The sequence below is a fragment of the Streptomyces iakyrus genome (assembly GCF_000717055.1).
Lineage (GTDB): Bacteria > Actinomycetota > Actinomycetes > Streptomycetales > Streptomycetaceae > Streptomyces > Streptomyces iakyrus.
Genome location: NZ_JNXI01000020.1, coordinates 58,845 through 75,270 on the forward strand (window position 1 = coordinate 58,845; position 16,426 = coordinate 75,270).

Sequence of the window (16,426 nt, forward strand, 5' to 3'; positions counted from 1 at the left end):
CCGACGGACGACGTTTCGCCCAGGTTTCTGGAAACGGCTACGCTCCCCTGCGTGGCTGAGATCCAGATTCCTGCTGACATCAAGCCCGCCGACGGTCGATTCGGCGCGGGCCCCTCCAAGGTGCGGGTGGAGGCGCTGGACGCCCTGGCCGCCACCGGCACGTCCCTGCTCGGCACCTCCCACCGCCAGGCTCCGGTCAAGAACCTGGTCGGCCAGGTGCGCGAAGGCATCAGCGAGCTGTTCCAGCTCCCCGACGGCTACGAGGTGATCCTCGGCAACGGCGGCTCCACCGCGTTCTGGGACGTGGCGACCCACGGCCTGATCGAGAACAAGTCGCAGCACCTCAGCTTCGGCGAGTTCTCCTCCAAGTTCGCCAAGGCCGCCAAGCTCGCCCCGTGGCTGGCCGAGCCGGACGTCATCTCCGCCGACCCGGGCACCCACCCGGAGGCGGTCGCCGAGGCGGGCGTGGACGTCTACGCGTTCACCCACAACGAGACCTCGACCGGTGTCGCCATGCCGATCAAGCGCGTGGCCGGTGCCGACGAGGGCTCCCTGGTCCTGGTGGACGCCACCTCCGGCGCGGGCGGCCTGCCGGTCGACATCGCCGAGACGGACGTCTACTACTTCGCCCCGCAGAAGTCCTTCGCCTCCGACGGCGGCCTGTGGATCGGCGTCTTCTCCCCGGCCGCGATCGAGCGCGCGGAGCGTGTCCACGCGTCCGGCCGCCACGTCCCGGAGTTCTTCTCGCTGCCGACTGCGATCGACAACTCCCGCAAGAACCAGACGTACAACACGCCGGCCCTCGCGACCCTCTTCCTGTTGAACCAGCAGCTGGAGTGGATCAACGGCCAGGGCGGCCTGGACTGGTCGGTCCGGCGCACGGCGACCTCCGCCCGCACGCTCTACGGCTGGGCCGAGGACATCAAGTACGCCAACCCGTTCGTCACGGACCCGGCCAAGCGCTCGCAGGTCATCGGCACGATCGACTTCACCGACGAGGTCGACGCCGCCGCCGTCGCCAAGGTCCTGCGCGCCAACGGCGTCGTCGACACCGAGCCGTACCGCAAGCTCGGCCGCAACCAGCTGCGCGTCGCGATGTTCCCGGCGATCGACCCGGCGGACATCGAGGCGCTCACCAAGTGCGTCGACTACGTGATCGAGAAGCTCTGACCTTCTCGCCTGAGTGACCTGGGGGCGCCCTGCTCGTGCGGGGCGCCCCTCGCTCGTGCTCAGACCGGCCGCGCGCCCGTGGCAGCCGGCGTCGAGCGCGCCACGCGGAACCCCACGTCGTCGATCCGGAACGTCGGGTGGCTCCGGCGGCGTACCGAGGCGCGGCAGCTCCAGTGCTCGTCGGACCAGCCGCCGCCGCGCAGCACCCGGTAGGTGCCGTAGACCTCGGCGTCGTAGAGGTCCCAGCACCAGTTCCACACGTTGCCCAGCATGTCGTACAGGCCCCAGGCGTTGGGCTGCTTGCCGCCCACGGGGTGGATGCGGTCGTCCGCGTTGCCGCGGTACCAGGCGATCTCGTCGAGCGGGCCGTAGCGGGGGCCGGTGCCGCCGGCGCGGCAGGCGTGTTCCCACTCGGCCTCGGTCGGCAGCCGGTAGCCGTCGGCGGTGGTGTCCCAGCCGGCCTCCCCGTCCCCCGGCCGCACCTCGTACGCGGGGGTCAGTCCCTCGCGCCGGGACGCGGCGTTGCAGAACCGGATCGCGTCCCACCAGGACACGCCCTCCACGGGCAGCAGCTCACCCCGGGCCGCGCTCGGACGCTCCCCGGTGACCTCGGCGTACCAGGCCTGGGTGACCGGCACCGCCGACATGCGGAACGACGCCACCTCGACCGTCCAGCTGCGCTCGGTCCGCCGGTCGGACAGCGTGACAGAGCCCGCCGGGACCGTCCGCAAGTCGTTCGGCACATCGCCCCCAACGCCGAGCCCTGGTACCCCGGGTGGCCGTCGGCCGCTCCAAGTCACGGGCTGCCCAGGGATGTTGTGAACCTATCAAGTGGACAACCGGTGGGCGGCCTGTCATGATCCTTTCGCTCCGGGCCGGGGGCCCTGGGCAGTACGGGTGAAGTCCTGGAGGAATCGATCCTCCGGGGGAGGGACGGAACAGATGATGACTCGAATAACCAGTAGGGCCGGGCGCCTCGCCCTCGCGGTGGCCGGCGCGACTCTCGCCCTCGGCGTGAGCGTCGGCAGCAGCCCGGCGTTCGCCTACATCGAGGCCTGGCAGGGTGACGACAACGCCAAGGGCTTCGAAGGTGACCGCCGCCTGCGCGTCTGCGACATGGAGGCCGACACGAACGCGGTGGAAGGCGAGTACTTCCGCGTCTACGACAACGATTCGAGTCACCTCTGGGACAAGAACGGCGCCGGACCGGACAACTGCGTGAGGACCGGCGAGGGCGCGATCCTCAACAAGATCCGCGTCTGTGAGCAGCAGTTCGCCAAGCCGGACGCGTGCGGTTCCTGGGCCTACCGGATCTGAGCGACTTCCGTGCGCCCGTCGCCGTCATGGCGACGGGCGCGTTCTCGTGTTCGACCACTGCCTTCCTCGCAAGGAACTCCTGTGCGCAATCCCGTCCTCCACCTGCGTGACGTCCGGCTCGAACTGGCCGACCGTGTGCTGCTCAGCGGCGTCGATCTCACCATCGCGGAGGGCGAGTCCGTCGCGTTGACCGGACCCAGCGGCAGCGGGAAGAGCACGCTGCTCTCGTGCGTCCTGGGGCTCATCAGCCCGGACAGCGGGACCATCGAGGTGGCGGGCGCGGACGTCACCTCCCTGCGGGCCGGCGCCAGAGCACGCCACCGGTCACGCCACATCGGCATGGTCTTCCAGTTCGGCGAACTGCTCCCGGAGCTGACGGCTCTGGAGAACGTCATGCTCGCCGCCATGCTGGGCGGAGTGCGAAGCTCCCGCGGCCGGAGCGCCGCCGAAGAACTCCTTCACGACCTCGGCATCCCGGACACCTCGGTGGCGTCGGGATCGCTGTCCGGCGGGGAGCGCCAGCGGGTGGCGATCGCCCGGGCCCTGGTCAACAGGCCCTCCCTGATCCTGGCCGACGAACCCACCGGCGCACTCGATGACGACAACCGCGATCGGGTCAGTCAGCTGCTCTACTCGCTGCCCTCCCGATGGGGCTGCGGGCTGCTGCTCGTCACGCACGACCAGAACGTGGCACTCGGCGCCGAGCGCGTCGCACGGATCACGGACGGGCGGATCAGCATGGGGGCTCCGACGTGGGGCGGATGAACGGGCGAGGCCTCACACGGCAGCTGATGGCCATGGGGCTACGAGCCTCCAAGGGCGGTCCGGGGCACCGGCTGCGTAGTCTCGCGCTGGCCCTGGCCACCGCGTTCCTGTGCTGCACCGCCGGCACGACCGTCATCACCATGGCGGCGGACAGCGCGGAGCAGAGCCACGCCCAGGCGAGAGCACCCCGGTTCACCGGCAAGTTCCCGGGAGAGCGTGCTGTCGCCCACTGGCGGGAGAGCGGTGACACGGTCGGCGGCCTTCAGCACAGTGTCATCTTCGTCGAACCGCTGACCCCCGGTGCCCCGCCGCCCCCCGGCCTGTCCGCCTGGCCGCGGCCGGGGGAGGCCGTGCTCTCCCCGGCGCTCGCGGCGGCAGGGCAGCGGGAGGGGATCTCCGACCGTTACGGACGGGACGCCGGGAGGATCTCCGCCGAAGGTCTCACCTCTCCCTCGGAGCGCCTGGTCTACGTCAGACCGACGGCCGCCAAATCCCCTGAGTGGGACGAGACGATGGAGATCTCCGGCTTCGGCGACCCCGATCCCACACCGTTCGGGGACTCGATCGGCGTGGTCGACGCCGATGCGTTCATGGCGGCCGTCCTCGGCTTCCTGGGCCTTCCGGCCGCCGTCCTGACCGTGGTGGCCCTGCGCTCCGGTTCCGCCGCACGCGACCGTCGTACGGCTTTGCTCGACGCGCTCGGCGGCACGTGGCGGCACCGGGCCCTGGTGTGCGCGGGCGAAGCCCTGTGGCCGGTGGGGGCAGGTGCCCTGATCGGGACGGTGCCGCTCCTGGCGGCGGCGTACACCGATGTCGCCGTTCCGCTCACCGGCTACACGCTCTCGGCGGCGGCCGTTCGCGCCTGGCTGCCGGCCGTCCTCCTCGGCGCGGCCGGCGCGGCGGCCGGAGTGCTGGTTGCCTCGGTGCTGCTGCACCGGAAAAAGGGGGACGGCCGCTCCCCCCGGACGCTGACCGAGGGCCGGGTGAAGCGGCGTTACGCGGTGCTGTGCGCGCTCGGCCTCGTGCTGGCGATGCCGGTCGATCTCGGGCCGCTGGCTCCGGACTACCGCGTCAGCATCGTGCAGTACGCGATCGGCATCGTCCTGACGCTCGCGACCCTGCCCTCGCTGATCGCCTGGGCGATGACGGCCCTCGGGCGCCGGCTGGCCGGCCGGTCCATCGCGAAGCAGTATCCGGGTGGGCTCATCGCCGGCCGCTGGCTGCACGCGTACCCGGGAGTCATCGCGCGCCTGGTCGTCGCCGTCGTGGTGGGCCTGGGGCTGGTCAGCCAGGTGCAGCTGTGGGTGAGCCGGACCACGGTGGCGGCCACCGAGGCCAGGCAGACTTTCGACGCCCTGGGGGACAGCGTCCTGATCGTCAGAAGCCGTATCCAGCCGGCCTCGCACATCAAGGCGTTCCAAGCGGACCTGGGAGAGGGCCGCGCTGTGTTCGCGCTGCTCCCGGACCGCCGGGAGCCGGCCGTGCTCACCGGTCCCTGTGCGAGCTGGAAGGCCGTTCAGCTCCCCTGCCCGTCCTCCCGGTCCACCGTCCTGCGCGACGGTGACCGGCGGCTGAGCGAGCTGGGCCGCTGGGAGACCGGGACGCCGGACCTGCGCGTCGCCACCGGCGACATCCCCACGACGGGTGGACGCGGCGGCATCGCCGAGGTCAAACTCGTGGTGATCTCCCGCCCGGGTGACGCGTCGGCCGCCGGCACGGTCCGGGAAGCGGCCTACCGCCATCTGGGCACGGCGCCCCTGGTCAACGTCCTCGCGGGCGCGCAGCTGGGTGGCGCGCTGCTGGACGAGACCATCGCGAACTGGGTGACTCTGCTCGGCCTGGCGGGCATGCTCATGGCCGCACTCGCCGCCGCCTTCAGCGCCTTGGCGGAGTTCCAGGCCTTCGGCAGCCGGCTCGCTCCCGTCGGCGTCCTGGCGGGAGACCCACGCGTGTTCCGGTCCACCGCACTGTGGTACTTGTCCGTGCCGATCGGCGTGGCCGGTTGCGCCGGTGCCGTCGTGTCCGCCGTCCTCGGATATCCGATGGTCACCACGGGCGGGGCGCGCTGGGCTCCGGAGCTCACCGCGGTGACGGTGGCGGGGAGCACGCTGCTTGCGGTCTGCGTCGGCCTCGCGGGAGGCCAGGGAGTGGTCGCCCGGGCCAGGAGCTGGAGACCGGGCGCCGACTGACCGGCCCGGGCCCTCGCGCGCGAGAGGCGCCCGGGAAACCCCGGGCGCCTCTCCTGTCACATCGGTCGATGCTCAGCCGGCAGAACTCACCGGTTGAACCCCAGGATCCCCCGCAGGCCCTCACCCACCGCCGCGACGGCGGGCTGCGGCGTGCTCGGCGCCTGCGCCGCCGGCTGCGGCTTCGGGTCGGGGTTCTTCTTGCAGACGGCATCGGCCACGCCGCTGCCGTGCGGAACCTTGCCGTTGGTCAGGTACGTGGCGAGGTGCTTGTCGAGGCAGGCGTTGCCGCTCAGCGTGATGCCGTGGTTGCCGCCGCCCTGCTCCACCACCAGGCTGGAGCCCTTCAGCAGCCGGTGCATGGTGACACCGCCCTGGTAGGGCGTGGCCGCGTCGTCCGTCGCCTGGAACAGCAGCACCGGCGGGAGCTTGCTGTTGGAGACGTTCACCGGCTTCAGCGTCTTCGTCGGCCAGAACGCGCACGGTGCGTTGTACCAGGCGTTGTTCCAGGCCATGAACGGGGCCTTCTCGTACACCGCCCAGTTGTCCTTGCGCCACTGCTTCCAGTCGCGCGGCCAGGACGCGTCACGGCACTGCACGGAGGTGTAGACGCTGTAGCCGTTGTCGCCGGAGGCGTCGATCGCCGCGATGTTGTCGTAGGCCTCGACCAGCGCGGCGGTGTCGTGGTCGTTGACGTAGGCCGCGAACGTCTGGGCGAGCGTGGGCCAGTAGCCGTTGTTGTAGCCGCCGGGCAGGAAGATGTCCTCCAGCTCGGAGGCGCCCACCTTGCCGCCCGCGGGCTTCTTGGCCAGGGCCGCCCGCATGGCGTACCACTTGGCCTCGATCTTCTTCGGGTCGGTGCCGAGCTTGTAGGTGCCGTTGTACTTGGCTATCCACGCCATGAGCGCCTTGTGGCGCTTGTCGAAGGCGTAGTCCTGCTGGATGTTGTCGTCGTACCAGACGCCGGTCGGGTCGACGATCGAGTCCAGCACCAGGCGCCGCACCCGCTCGGGGAACAGCTTGGCGTAGACCGCGCCCAGGTAGGTGCCGTACGAGTAGCCGAAGTAGTTGATCTTCGGTGCGCCGAGGGCCTTGCGGATGGAGTCCATGTCCTTCACGGCGCTGACCGTGTCGATGTACGGCAGGACGTCCTTGTACTTCGTGCCGCAGGCCTGGGCGAAGGACTTGGCGCGCGCGAGATTGGCCTTCTCGAGCGCCGGGGTGCTGGGTACGGAGTCGGGGCGGACCGGGTCGAAGTGGCCCGGCTTGCAGTCCAGGGCGGGCTGGCTCTCGCCCACTCCGCGCGGGTCGAAGCCGATGACGTCGTACTGGGCCGCGACCTCCTTGGGCAGGGACGACGCGACGAACGGGGCCAGCGACAGACCGCTGCCACCGGGGCCGCCGGGGTTGACGAGCAGCGGGCCCTGGGACTTCGGGGCGGTGTGCGGCACACGGGACAGCGCCAGTGTGATCTGCTTCCCCCGCGGCTTCGCGTAGTCGAGCGGCACCTTCAACGACGCGCACTGGAGCGTCGGGGCGTCGTCCGTACCGCACTTCTTCCATGTGATCTTCGCCGCGGCGGTCGTCAGGGCGGCGGTGTTCGCGGAGTGGGCCGCCCCGGCGTTGGCGGGGGCGGCGGCGAGCGTCCCGGCCAGGACGACCGTGACGCCGCACAGTACGGCTGCGCTTCTTCTCATGGAGTTCTCTCGCAACGGTGAGGGGGGTCGGGCCCGTGAGTGACACGGGCCGTGCCGCATCGTTTCGGAAGAGCGCGCCGCACACGTACGGATTCGACCAAGACTTGACCGAATCGAGTCATAGCCTGCTCACAGGCACCCCTCAGATAGGGGGAGTTCCGGCAATCCGGACACACCCCCGGCATGGGTACGCCCGGCGGACACCGGGCGCCCCACTCACCGCGCGGTCACGTCGCCGTGCAACTCACCCCCGTCGCACCTCCGCCCCCTGGCGCACCACCGAGGCCGAAGCTCGTCGAACCTCCCACCGGGACACTCCCGTTGTGCGCCGCGTTGAGCGCGGTGACGGTCGCTCCGTTCTGGGTGTGCGTCGCGTTCCACATGTTCGTGACCTTCTGCGAGCCGCTCCACGTCCACGTCACCTTCCAGGACTTCAGGGGCAGCGTGCCCGTGTTGGTCACCTTCACCTCGGCGTTGAACCCGCCGCCCCAGTCGCCGCCGAGCGTGTACGCGGCGGAGCACGTGGCGTTGCCGCCTCCGGGGTCGCCGGGACCGCCCGGGCCGGGGCCGGGGTCGAAGCCCGGGGCCTTGACCGACGCCAGGTACCCGTCCTTCACCGTGTCGACCGTCTGCCAGTCGTCCTTCAGGATGCCGCCGGTGTCACCGGAGTTGGGGTTCCAGGACCAGAATGTCCAGTGGAAGCCGTCGGCCCTGTACGCGGACGTCGAGCGCAGGTACTTCACCAGCTCGGCCAGCCACTTCTGGTCCACCGAGGGCTGGAGCGTCGTACCGAACTCGCCGAGCCACACCGGGGCGATGTTCTGCTTGAAGATGTAGCCCCAGTACTTGTCCCAGATCCCCGGCATGTTGGCGGGGAAGGACGGGTCGGAGAACCAGGACTGCTGGGCCACCGAGGTCGCGTAGTCGTGCGCCGAGTACACCAGCCGGTTCGGGACGTCCAGTTGGACCGGGTACTGGGCCACGCCCATCAGGTTGCCGCCCCACCAGCCGTTCGTGCCGTTGTACGACTGCACGCCCTCGACCATGATCAGCAGCTCGGGGTTGGCCGACAGGACCGCGTTCCCCGCGCGCTGGGCCGCGAGGCGCCAGTCGCGGGAGGTGTCGCCGCAGCCCCAGCAGGCCGGGTCGTGGGGCTCGTTGTGCAGGTCGATGCCGATCACCGTGGAGTTGCCCTTGTAACGCGCCGCCAGCTCCTTGAGGTTGGTGATCCACGTCGACTCGGGGACCGACGCCGTGTACCAGAGCGCCGACTGGCCCGCCGCGTCCGGCCGGTGCCGGTCCAGGACGATCTTCAGGCCGGACTGGCCCGCGTAGGCGACGATCCTGTCCAGGACCTGGAGGGAGGTCAGCCCGCGCAGGTCCGTGTTCTTGCCGTCGTGGCTGATGCTGTCCGGCATGGTGCCGGGCTTGAGGATGTCGTCGCTGTAGGGCATGCGGATGGTGTTGTAGCCCAGCGACTTCATCTGGTCGATCATGCTTTTGTAGTCGCGGGCCCACAGGCCGTGGACGACGTGGTTGGCGGTCTCGAAGCCGAACCAGTTGACTCCGGCGATACGGACGGGCTTCCCGGCCGCGTCCAGGATCTGCCGGCCGCTGGTGTGCCAGTAGCCGGCGCCGGCGGCCTCGTCGGCGGCATCGGCCCGTGCCGACTGCACGCCGGCCAGCGGTAACAGGAGCGCCGCGGCAACACACAGCGCTCTGCGCAGAGTGCGGAACATGTGGCTGCTTCCTCTCGGTCCTCCGGGGACGGTGAGGCACGGCACCCGGAACTGACTGGGAGCGCTCCCATCATGCCGCGCACCTCCCAGAGAACTGACGCAACATGAGCACGTCAAGACCCTGGGAGGTGCGCGGCCTCTGCGACCGCTACCGGCTCAGCTTCTTGAACCGCCGTACGGCCAGCGGCAGGAAGACCGCCGTCAGGATCACCGGCCACACCCCGGCCATCAGCAGCGCGTGCTGCTCGACCCAGGTGTCGCCGCCGACCGGATTGCCGAACAGCTCGCGGGTCGCCGCCGCCGTGGAGGAGATCGGGTTCCAGACCGCCACCCAGCCGAGCCAGTCGGGCATGAGCTGCGGCGCGACGAAGATGCTGGAGATCATCGTGAAGGGGAAGGCGACCGCGAAGAGGCCGCCCGCAGCCTCCGGGTTGGGCACGATCAGGCCCAGCCACACCCCGATCCAGATCAGCGAGAAGCGCAGCCACAGCAGCAGCCCGAACGCGCCGAGGAAACCCACGCCGCCGTCCGGCCGCCAGCCCATGGCGAGCGCGGTCAGCATCATGATCGCCAACTCGGCGCAGGCGACGATGATGTCGGTGACCCCGCGCCCGGCCACCACGGCCGAGGAGGCCATCGGCATCGAGCGGAAGCGGTCGATAACGCCCTTGGTGGAGTCGTAGACCACGACGGTCGCGGTGTTGATGAAGCCGAACGCCATGGTCATCGCGAACATGCCCGGCATCAGGAAGTCGTTGTAGTCCCCGCCGCCCGGCACCTTCATGGCGCTGCCGAAGACATAGCCGTAGAGCAGCACGGACATGATCGGGAAGCCCAGCTGCCAGGCGATGTTGACCGGCTGGCGCTGGTAGTGGGTCAGGCCGCGGCGGACGATGTTCCAGCAGTCGGCGAGGAGCCAGTAGGCGGCGCCCCGCATGCCGGGTGTGCTCAGGTCGGTGGCGCTCATGCCGCGGACTCCTTCTCGGTGCGGTGGCCGGTCAGGCGCAGGAACACGTCGTCGAGGCTCGGCCTGCGCAGCCCGATGTCCTCGACGCGGACCCCCTCGTCCTGGAGGGTCCGGGCGACCTCGGTGAGGGCGGTGACCCGGTCGGCGACCGGGGCGTGCACCCGCAACTCCGTCTCGTCGGCCTCGGGTTCGCCGTCCGTGACCCGGGCGACGACCTTCACCACGCGCTGGATCTCGGACCGCTCGGCGACCACGACCTCGATGCGGTCGCCGCCGACCAGGTTCTTCAGCCCGTCCGGGGTGTCGTCGGCGATGGCCCGCCCCTGGTCGATGACGGTGATGTGCGAGGCGAGCTTGTCGGCCTCCTCCAGGTACTGCGTGGTCAGCAGCACGGTCGTGCCGCCGGCCACCAACGCCCGTACGGAGTCCCAGACTTCGCCCCGGCTGCGGGGGTCGAGACCGGTCGTCGGCTCGTCGAGGAAGAGGACGGCCGGGGCTAGGATCATGGACGCCGCGAGGTCGAGGCGGCGCCGCATGCCGCCGCTGTACTTGGCGACGCCCCGGTCGCCGGCGTCGGTCAGGTCGAACTGCTCCAGCAGCTCGGTCGCCCGCAGCCGGGCCCGCTTCCCGCCCAGGTGGAACAGGCGGCCGAACATCTCCAGGTTCTGCCGGCCGGTGAGCACCTCGTCCACCGCCGCGTACTGGCCGGTGAGCCCGATCCGGGCCCGGACCTCGCGCGGCTGCCGGGCCACGTCGAGACCGGCGACCGTCGCCCTGCCCCCGTCCAGCCGGATCAGCGTGGACAGGATGCGGACGGCAGTGGTCTTGCCCGCCCCGTTCGGCCCGAGCAGGCCGTGCACCGTCCCCTCGCGCACCGCCAGGTCGAAGCCGTCGAGCGCGCGCTTCTCGCCGTACCGCTTCTCCAGCGCCTCGGCCCGCACCGCGTATCCGTCCATGCCGCCCCCTCCCGTGCGTCCGTGCCCCGCCGGCCCGAACTGAGTACAGCGTACCCGATTACGCGTACGCCGTACCCAGTTTTTTCGCGGGGACCTAAGCTGGGCTCCATGACGAGCGGCACGAGTGGCACGGGCGGTACGGAAACCAGCGGCAGCGGCGACATCACCCGCACCCTCGAACTGCTGTGGGACACCGGCCGCCGCCCCAGCCGCGGTCCGAAACCGGGTCTGACCCTGGACCGGATCGTGGAGGCGGCCGTCCAGATCGCAGACGCCGAGGGGCTTCAAGGGCTGTCCATGCGCCGTGTCGCCGCCGAACTCGGCACCGGCACCATGTCGCTGTACCGGTACGTGCCCGGCAAGAGCGAGCTGCTCGACCTCATGCTGGACCGGGTGCAGCGCCCCTCGGAGAACCCGGCCGACCCGGGCGACGGCGGCTGGCGCGCGGCCCTGGAGGCCCTGGCCCGCTCGACCCTGGCCCTCTACCGCCGCCACCCCTGGCTGCTCCAGGTCAACCAGTCCCGCCCGATCCTCGGCCCGAGCGCCCTCGACGGCATGGAGAAGGTGCTGTCCCTGATCCGCCCGATGGGGCTGAGCGACCCCGAACTGGTCTCGGCGATCATCATGATCGACGGGTACGTCGTGGGGGCCGCGCGTTCGCAGCTGTACGAGCAGGAGGCGGAGCGCCGGACGGGCCTGACGGACGCCGAGTTCTGGCAGGCGCAGGTGCCGATGCTGGAGAAGGCCATGGCGTCGGGCCGTTACCCGGTCATGGCATCACTCTCCGAGGACGCCTTCGGCACGGACTTCGACCACTTCGAGTTCGGGCTCCAGCGGATCCTGGACGGGCTGGAGGTCCTCGTCGCGGCGCGCAGGGCGTAGGGGCCCGGGACGTCAGGACCGGGCCGGGCCGTTGGGGCCGGAGACGGCGCCGAGCTGCGCGAGGCCGGCCAGGACATCGGTGCAGGTCCAGTACTCGACGAACCTGCCGCCGAAGACCCGCAGGATGTCATGGCCGCTAAAGGCGACAGGGGTTCCGACCGGGGCCGTGGCGTGGTCGAGGCCGCCCGCGTAGCGGGCGCGGAGCGTCCAGCGCGCCGCGATCAGGTCGCCCTGGACGATCGGCCCGAGGTCCACGGTGAGGACGATGTCCCCGAACACCGCCATGGTCTGCTCGATCTCGGGGAGCAGCCGGGCCGGACCCGTCACCGCTTCCGAGTCGCTGCCGTCGGGCCGCGCCTGGTGCACGACGAAGCCGGGATCGAGGATCTCGCCGGCCCGGGTGAAGTCACCACGCCATAACGCGGTCCAGTGACCGTACAGCTCGCTCATCCGCTCGCCGGACAGGGTGCTCATGCTGCGCTCCTTCGGTGGAGTATTATCTGCGTCACGAAGTATCTGCGTGATGCAGTGAATTGAAGGAGAGGGTGCCGAGCCGTGTCAATCGGGAATCGCGAGGGCCTGATCGCCGCCGTCGCCGTGGCCGCCCGGCGGCAGCACGCCGCGTACAGCCTCTTCAACCAGGCCATGGCGGACCGGCTGGGACTGCATCCGACGGATCTGCAGTGCGTGAGCCTGCTCGGTCTCGAACCCGAGCCCCTCACCACGGGGCAGATCGCCGAACTGACCGGCCTCACCTCGGGTTCGGCCACGCGGCTCGTCGACCGGCTGGAACGGGCCGGGCTGGTGGAGCGGAGGCCCGACCCTCACGACCGCAGACGGACCCGTGTGTCGCTCACCGCCCGGCGCGCACCGGAGGCCGAAGCCGCGTGGGACGCCCCCGGCGACGCCTTCGCCGCACTCCTCGCCGAGTTCGGCGATGAGGAACTCCGGGTGATCGAGCGCTACCTGCGCCGCTCCACGGAGGTGGGATCCGCGCAGGCAGCACGGCTGCGGGGGCGGTAGCCCGGGACGCGAGGGCCGTAGCCCCGGGACGCGGCGCCATGCCCGGGACGCGGGAGGGCTAGCCTCTGCGCATCAGCCGCCGCAGGCCGAACAGGGCGATCAGCACGGCACCCGCGGCGATCGCGCCGGTCTTGAGGTTGCCGCTCAACCCGTCTCCCCCGCCGTCGGACGTGGCCGAACTCCCGCTCCCCGAAGCCGAGTCGGACCCGCCACCGCCCGGGGCGTCCTGCGGCTCCACCGGGCTCTCCGCCCCTTCGGCGCCGTACATCAGCTTCTTGCCGTCCGCCGTGTAGGTGACGGACTCCCCCTGCCCCAGGAACGGCACGCCGAGCCGTTCCTTCTTCTTGATCTTCCCGCCGTTCCAGTCGTACGCGATCGCGCCGAAGTAGCTGCGTACGACGAGGTGTTCGCCGTCCGGGGAGAGCGTGGCGTCGGTGGCCTCCAGGTCGGGGACGGCCGCGACGGGCTTGAACGTGTTCGACCCGGACGGGGAGAGCCGGGCCGGGCCTTCGTACAGGTGCCCGCCCTTCTCGTTCTTGTCGACGATGTAGACGCGGCCGGTCTTCGGGTGCACGACGAGCGACTCGGCGTCCCGCGCGCCGTCGGAGTACTTCACGACGTACTGCGTGGCCTTGATCGTCTGGTCGCGCAGGTTCTTCGGCTCGGGCAGCCGGTAGATCCACACGTACGGCCAGGTGCCACCGAGGTTGTCGCCGATGTCGCCGACGTAGATCTGGCCGTCCGGTCCGATGGAGACGGCCTCGACGTCGCGCGGGCTGCCCACGCCGGACATGGTGATCGTGGCGACCGTCTCGCCCGTCGCGCCGTCGACGGCGTAGAGGTACGCCCCGTCGTCGCTGTCGTTGTGCGTCCAGTAGACGCCGGGGTGCTGCCGCGAGGCGGCCAGCCCGCTGGACTCGGTGATGCGCGGGTCCTTGATCGTGAACTTCTCGTCGCCGTCGGCGGCGGAGGCGGGCACGGCGAAGGCGCCCGTGAGGAGGGCCGCGGCGAGAAGGGCGAACGGTCTGCGCATGCCCCAAGCCTGCCATCCCGCCCGGCGCTTCAGCGGCGGTTCACCGGGGCGGGGGATCAAGGAGCGGGCCGGACACCGGGCGTGGCCCGACTCACACCCCGCCGGGCGACCTGATCGTTCATGATGAGCGGATGCTCAGGTTGATGCCCGTCGGTGACTCCATGACGATCGGGAGCACGGGCGAACACACGTGGCGCTACCGGCTGTGGCAGCACCTGTGCCGTTCCTACGGCGGCCCCTTCACCCTCGTCGGGCCGCGCGAGACGCTCTACGACAAGCTCGCCGAGGCCCCGGTGTCGTACGCCTACGCCGAACCGGACTTCCCGCGCGCGCACCTGGCCGGCTGGGGCGAGGGCTGGCAGCACATGGCGCCGCTGATCGGTGACGCGGTGCGGTCGTACCGCGCGGACATCCTCCTGGTCTCCCTGGGCCTGATCGACCTCGGCTTCTACACGAACGCCGAGCAGACCGCGGAGAACGTCCGGGCCTTCGCGGCCGAGGCACGGGCGGCGAACCGCCGGGTGCGGATGGTGTGGCTGCCGGTGACCCCGAACGTGCGCGCCCGGACGGACGCGGCTTTCGCCGTCGAGGTCGCCCGCTTCAACGAACTCCTCGCCAAGACGGCAGCCGACCTCGACGAGCCCGGCTCCCCCGTCCTCCTGGCCTCGCCCCCGACGTCGTACGACGTCACCACCGACACCTACGACGGCACCCACCCCAACGCGAGTGGCGAGCACAAGATCGCGGCGGCCTTCGCGGAGGCGATGCACCAGGGCTGGGACCTGGCCGGTCCTTACGAGGAGTAGCTCTCCCCGATCACCCGGACCAGGTACTCCGCACAGGACCGGACGTCGAGGCCGCCCCACCCCTCGTCCTCCTCCCCGAGGTAGACGGCCCGGGCACGGGCGAGGACCGGCCGGTGCCCGGCGGGCAGCCGGGCGGCGGCCCATGCGGCGGCGGCGTCCTTGGACCGGATGTCTCCGGTGCCGAGGGTGCTCCACACGCGGGCCAGGGTGAGCAGTACGTTCCGGGTGTCGGTCGCGAGTTCCTCCATCAGCTCGGGCACTCCGGCGACGATCGCCCGCCGGAGGTCGGCGGCCGGAACCGGGTCGAGCAGTTCGGCGGGCCCGGGCCCCAGCAGCGGAGCGTCGGCGAGCAGCACCATGGTGAGGACGGGGGCGAGGTCGGGGTTCGGCCCGGGGGCCGGGGTCCGCCCGCGCTCGAAGTCCTCCCGCAGCCACTCGCCGTACAGGAACTCGCAGGCGGGGGGATACCGCCAGGGCCGTACACCGTCCTGCACGACGACGGTCAGCTCGACGGGCCGCAGCCCCTCCCCCATCCCGGAGACCTTCAGCAACTCCTCCACGAGCAGACGGCGTTGCTCATGACCGGTCGGCTCCCGCACCACGGCCAGGACGTCCACGTCACTGTGCGGACGCAGGCCGCCGAGGGCGGCGGAGCCGTGCAGGTAGACGCCGAGGAGGGAGTCACCGAAGGTGGCTTGGAGGAGCTGCACGAGGTGGCCGGTGTGCGGCTGCTCGGACATATGCGCTCGACCTCCGTGTCGTGTCGTGGTCACCGTACCGGCCCGGATTTCGTGCTTGCTTGGAGCGCACTTCAAGACGTTGGCTTGGGGACCATGAAGTACACGCAGCTCGGACGCACGGGACTCAAGGTCAGCCGGCTCGTCCTCGGCACCATGAACTTCGGCCCCCAGACCGACGAGGCCGACAGCCACGCCATCATGGACGCGGCGCTGGACGCAGGCATCAACTTCTTCGACACCGCCAACGTGTACGGCTGGGGCGAGAACAAGGGCCGCACCGAGAGCATCATCGGCAACTGGTTCGCGCAGGGCGAGGGACGCCGCGACAAGGTTGTCCTCGCCACGAAGGTCTACGGCAACATGGGCGCCGACGGCCCGGCCTGGCCCAACCACGACAAGCTCTCCGCGGTCAACATCCGGCGGGCCGTGGACGCCAGCCTCAAGCGGCTCCAGACCGACTACATCGACGTCTACCAGTTCCACCACGTCGACCGGGCCACCCCCTTCGACGAGATCTGGCAGGCGATCGACGTCCTGGTCCAGCAGGGCAAGATCCTCTACGTCGGCTCGTCGAACTTCCCCGGCTACAAGATCGCCCAGGCCAACGAGATCGCTGCCCGGCGCGGCGGGACCATCGGTCTGGTCAGCGAGCAGTGCCTGTACAACCTCGCCGAGCGGCGCGCCGAGATGGAGGTCGTCCCGGCCGCGCAGGAGTACGGCCTGGGCGTCATCCCGTGGTCGCCCCTGCACGGCGGTCTGCTGGGCGGCGTCCTCAAGAAGGAGATCGAGGGCAAGCGCCGCGCGTCCGGCCGTGCGGCCGACGCGCTCAACGACCCCGCCACGCGCGCACAGATCCAGTCCTACGAGGACCTGCTCGACAAGCACGGCATCGAGCCCGGCGAGGCCGCCCTGGCCTGGCTGCTGACCCGCCCCGGCGTGACCGGCCCGATCGTCGGCCCGCGCACCGCCGAACAGCTCGCCTCCGCCGTCCGCGCGTCCGAGCTGGAACTGTCCGAGGACCTCCTGACCGCCCTGGACGACATCTTCCCGGGCCCGGGCCCGAGCCCGGAGGCTTTCGCCTGGTAGTCCCACCCCTTGAGGGGCGCGGAAGCCCCCGCGCCCCTCAAGGGGCGCGGGGAACTGCG

Annotated in this window: 16 protein-coding genes; 8 read left to right on the forward strand and 8 right to left on the reverse strand. The window is 70.8% G+C overall.

The genetic code is table 11. The features are described from left to right. Positions 1-51: 51 nt before the first annotated feature. The gene (gene serC, locus OO68_RS29340; protein WP_033312201.1) at positions 52-1,170 is read left to right on the forward strand and encodes a phosphoserine transaminase; all 1,119 of its coding nucleotides are present in this window, start codon (positions 52-54) and stop codon (positions 1,168-1,170) included. Positions 1,171-1,229: 59 nt separating this feature from the next. Here the strand turns inward: serC and OO68_RS29345 are convergent, their stop codons facing one another. Continuing rightward, positions 1,230-1,901 carry a formylglycine-generating enzyme family protein gene (locus OO68_RS29345; protein ID WP_106974452.1) on the reverse strand — a complete coding sequence of 224 codons (672 nt, stop codon included), beginning with the start codon at positions 1,899-1,901 and terminating at the stop codon, positions 1,230-1,232. A 211-nt stretch (positions 1,902-2,112) separates the two neighbouring features. Between OO68_RS29345 and OO68_RS29350 the strand changes: the two genes are divergently transcribed. The 3 genes from OO68_RS29350 (at position 2,113) to OO68_RS46955 (ending at position 5,441) form a co-directional block, all read left to right on the forward strand. Then, positions 2,113-2,487 (forward strand): hypothetical protein, encoded by a 375-nt coding sequence (locus OO68_RS29350; RefSeq protein WP_157852759.1) that lies wholly within the window; start codon positions 2,113-2,115, stop codon positions 2,485-2,487. A gap of 81 nt (positions 2,488-2,568) precedes the next feature. After that, positions 2,569-3,252: an ABC transporter ATP-binding protein gene (locus OO68_RS29355; RefSeq protein ID WP_033312204.1), complete on the forward strand. Its 684-nt coding sequence runs from the start codon at positions 2,569-2,571 to the stop codon at positions 3,250-3,252. Further along, positions 3,249-5,441, forward strand: a complete 2,193-nt coding sequence (locus OO68_RS46955) for a hypothetical protein (RefSeq protein ID WP_167345923.1) — start codon at positions 3,249-3,251, stop codon at positions 5,439-5,441. The genes OO68_RS29355 and OO68_RS46955 overlap by 4 nt, the downstream gene beginning before the upstream one ends. An 86-nt stretch (positions 5,442-5,527) precedes the next feature. Here OO68_RS46955 and OO68_RS29365 read toward each other — a convergent pair whose 3' ends face one another. The 4 genes from OO68_RS29365 to OO68_RS29380 all read right to left on the reverse strand — a co-directional run bounded on the left by OO68_RS29365 (position 5,528) and on the right by OO68_RS29380 (position 10,797). Beyond that, the gene (locus tag OO68_RS29365; protein ID WP_033312206.1) at positions 5,528-7,135 is read right to left on the reverse strand and encodes an alpha/beta hydrolase; all 1,608 of its coding nucleotides are present in this window, start codon (positions 7,133-7,135) and stop codon (positions 5,528-5,530) included. A gap of 227 nt (positions 7,136-7,362) precedes the next feature. Further along, complete coding sequence (locus OO68_RS29370; RefSeq protein ID WP_033312207.1) at positions 7,363-8,874, reverse strand: cellulase family glycosylhydrolase; 1,512 nt, start codon at positions 8,872-8,874, stop codon at positions 7,363-7,365. A gap of 148 nt (positions 8,875-9,022) precedes the next feature. Continuing rightward, the gene (locus tag OO68_RS29375; RefSeq protein WP_033312208.1) at positions 9,023-9,841 is read right to left on the reverse strand and encodes an ABC transporter permease; all 819 of its coding nucleotides are present in this window, start codon (positions 9,839-9,841) and stop codon (positions 9,023-9,025) included. Continuing rightward, complete coding sequence (locus OO68_RS29380; RefSeq protein WP_033312209.1) at positions 9,838-10,797, reverse strand: daunorubicin resistance protein DrrA family ABC transporter ATP-binding protein; 960 nt, start codon at positions 10,795-10,797, stop codon at positions 9,838-9,840. Before OO68_RS29380 ends, OO68_RS29375 begins: the two co-directional genes overlap by 4 nt. A 108-nt stretch (positions 10,798-10,905) precedes the next feature. Here OO68_RS29380 and OO68_RS29385 point away from each other — a divergent pair, with 108 nt between their 5' ends. Then, complete coding sequence (locus OO68_RS29385; RefSeq protein WP_033312210.1) at positions 10,906-11,679, forward strand: TetR/AcrR family transcriptional regulator; 774 nt, start codon at positions 10,906-10,908, stop codon at positions 11,677-11,679. Between the two features lie 12 nt (positions 11,680-11,691). Here OO68_RS29385 and OO68_RS29390 read toward each other — a convergent pair whose 3' ends face one another. Then, entirely contained in the window at positions 11,692-12,153 is a 462-nt protein-coding gene (locus tag OO68_RS29390; protein ID WP_033312211.1) for an ester cyclase, read from the reverse strand. A gap of 81 nt (positions 12,154-12,234) precedes the next feature. Between OO68_RS29390 and OO68_RS29395 the strand changes: the two genes are divergently transcribed. Then, positions 12,235-12,702, forward strand: a complete 468-nt coding sequence (locus OO68_RS29395) for a MarR family winged helix-turn-helix transcriptional regulator (protein ID WP_051814848.1) — start codon at positions 12,235-12,237, stop codon at positions 12,700-12,702. A 58-nt stretch (positions 12,703-12,760) separates the two neighbouring features. On the opposite strand, the gene OO68_RS29400 is transcribed toward OO68_RS29395, so the two are convergent. After that, entirely contained in the window at positions 12,761-13,735 is a 975-nt protein-coding gene (locus OO68_RS29400) for a thiol-disulfide oxidoreductase DCC family protein (protein ID WP_033312212.1), read from the reverse strand. Positions 13,736-13,866: 131 nt separating this feature from the next. Between OO68_RS29400 and OO68_RS29405 the strand changes: the two genes are divergently transcribed. Continuing rightward, positions 13,867-14,541, forward strand: coding sequence for a GDSL-type esterase/lipase family protein (locus OO68_RS29405; protein WP_033312213.1), 675 nt, complete (start codon positions 13,867-13,869; stop codon positions 14,539-14,541). Here the strand turns inward: OO68_RS29405 and OO68_RS29410 are convergent. After that, a complete protein-coding gene (locus OO68_RS29410; protein ID WP_033312214.1) occupies positions 14,529-15,281 on the reverse strand; it encodes an aminoglycoside nucleotidyltransferase ANT9 in 753 nt (250 codons plus the stop codon). The two genes, OO68_RS29405 and OO68_RS29410, sit on opposite strands and share 13 nt — an antisense overlap. 93 nt (positions 15,282-15,374) lie before the next feature. Between OO68_RS29410 and OO68_RS29415 the strand changes: the two genes are divergently transcribed. Then, entirely contained in the window at positions 15,375-16,367 is a 993-nt protein-coding gene (locus OO68_RS29415) for an aldo/keto reductase (RefSeq protein WP_033312215.1), read from the forward strand. Positions 16,368-16,426: the final 59 nt, after the last annotated feature.

Coding starts and splice junctions, on each gene's coding strand:
- OO68_RS29350 (WP_157852759.1), top strand. CDS start 2,113: ATGATGACTCGAATAACCAGTAGGGCCGGGCGCCTCGCCCTCGCGGTG.
- OO68_RS46955 (WP_167345923.1), top strand. CDS start 3,249: ATGAACGGGCGAGGCCTCACACGGCAGCTGATGGCCATGGGGCTACGA.
- OO68_RS29365 (WP_033312206.1), bottom strand. CDS start 7,135: ATGAGAAGAAGCGCAGCCGTACTGTGCGGCGTCACGGTCGTCCTGGCC.
- OO68_RS29370 (WP_033312207.1), bottom strand. CDS start 8,874: ATGTTCCGCACTCTGCGCAGAGCGCTGTGTGTTGCCGCGGCGCTCCTG.
- OO68_RS29375 (WP_033312208.1), bottom strand. CDS start 9,841: ATGAGCGCCACCGACCTGAGCACACCCGGCATGCGGGGCGCCGCCTAC.
- OO68_RS29380 (WP_033312209.1), bottom strand. CDS start 10,797: ATGGACGGATACGCGGTGCGGGCCGAGGCGCTGGAGAAGCGGTACGGC.
- OO68_RS29385 (WP_033312210.1), top strand. CDS start 10,906: ATGACGAGCGGCACGAGTGGCACGGGCGGTACGGAAACCAGCGGCAGC.
- OO68_RS29390 (WP_033312211.1), bottom strand. CDS start 12,153: ATGAGCACCCTGTCCGGCGAGCGGATGAGCGAGCTGTACGGTCACTGG.
- OO68_RS29400 (WP_033312212.1), bottom strand. CDS start 13,735: ATGCGCAGACCGTTCGCCCTTCTCGCCGCGGCCCTCCTCACGGGCGCC.
- OO68_RS29405 (WP_033312213.1), top strand. CDS start 13,867: ATGCTCAGGTTGATGCCCGTCGGTGACTCCATGACGATCGGGAGCACG.
- OO68_RS29410 (WP_033312214.1), bottom strand. CDS start 15,281: ATGTCCGAGCAGCCGCACACCGGCCACCTCGTGCAGCTCCTCCAAGCC.
- OO68_RS29415 (WP_033312215.1), top strand. CDS start 15,375: ATGAAGTACACGCAGCTCGGACGCACGGGACTCAAGGTCAGCCGGCTC.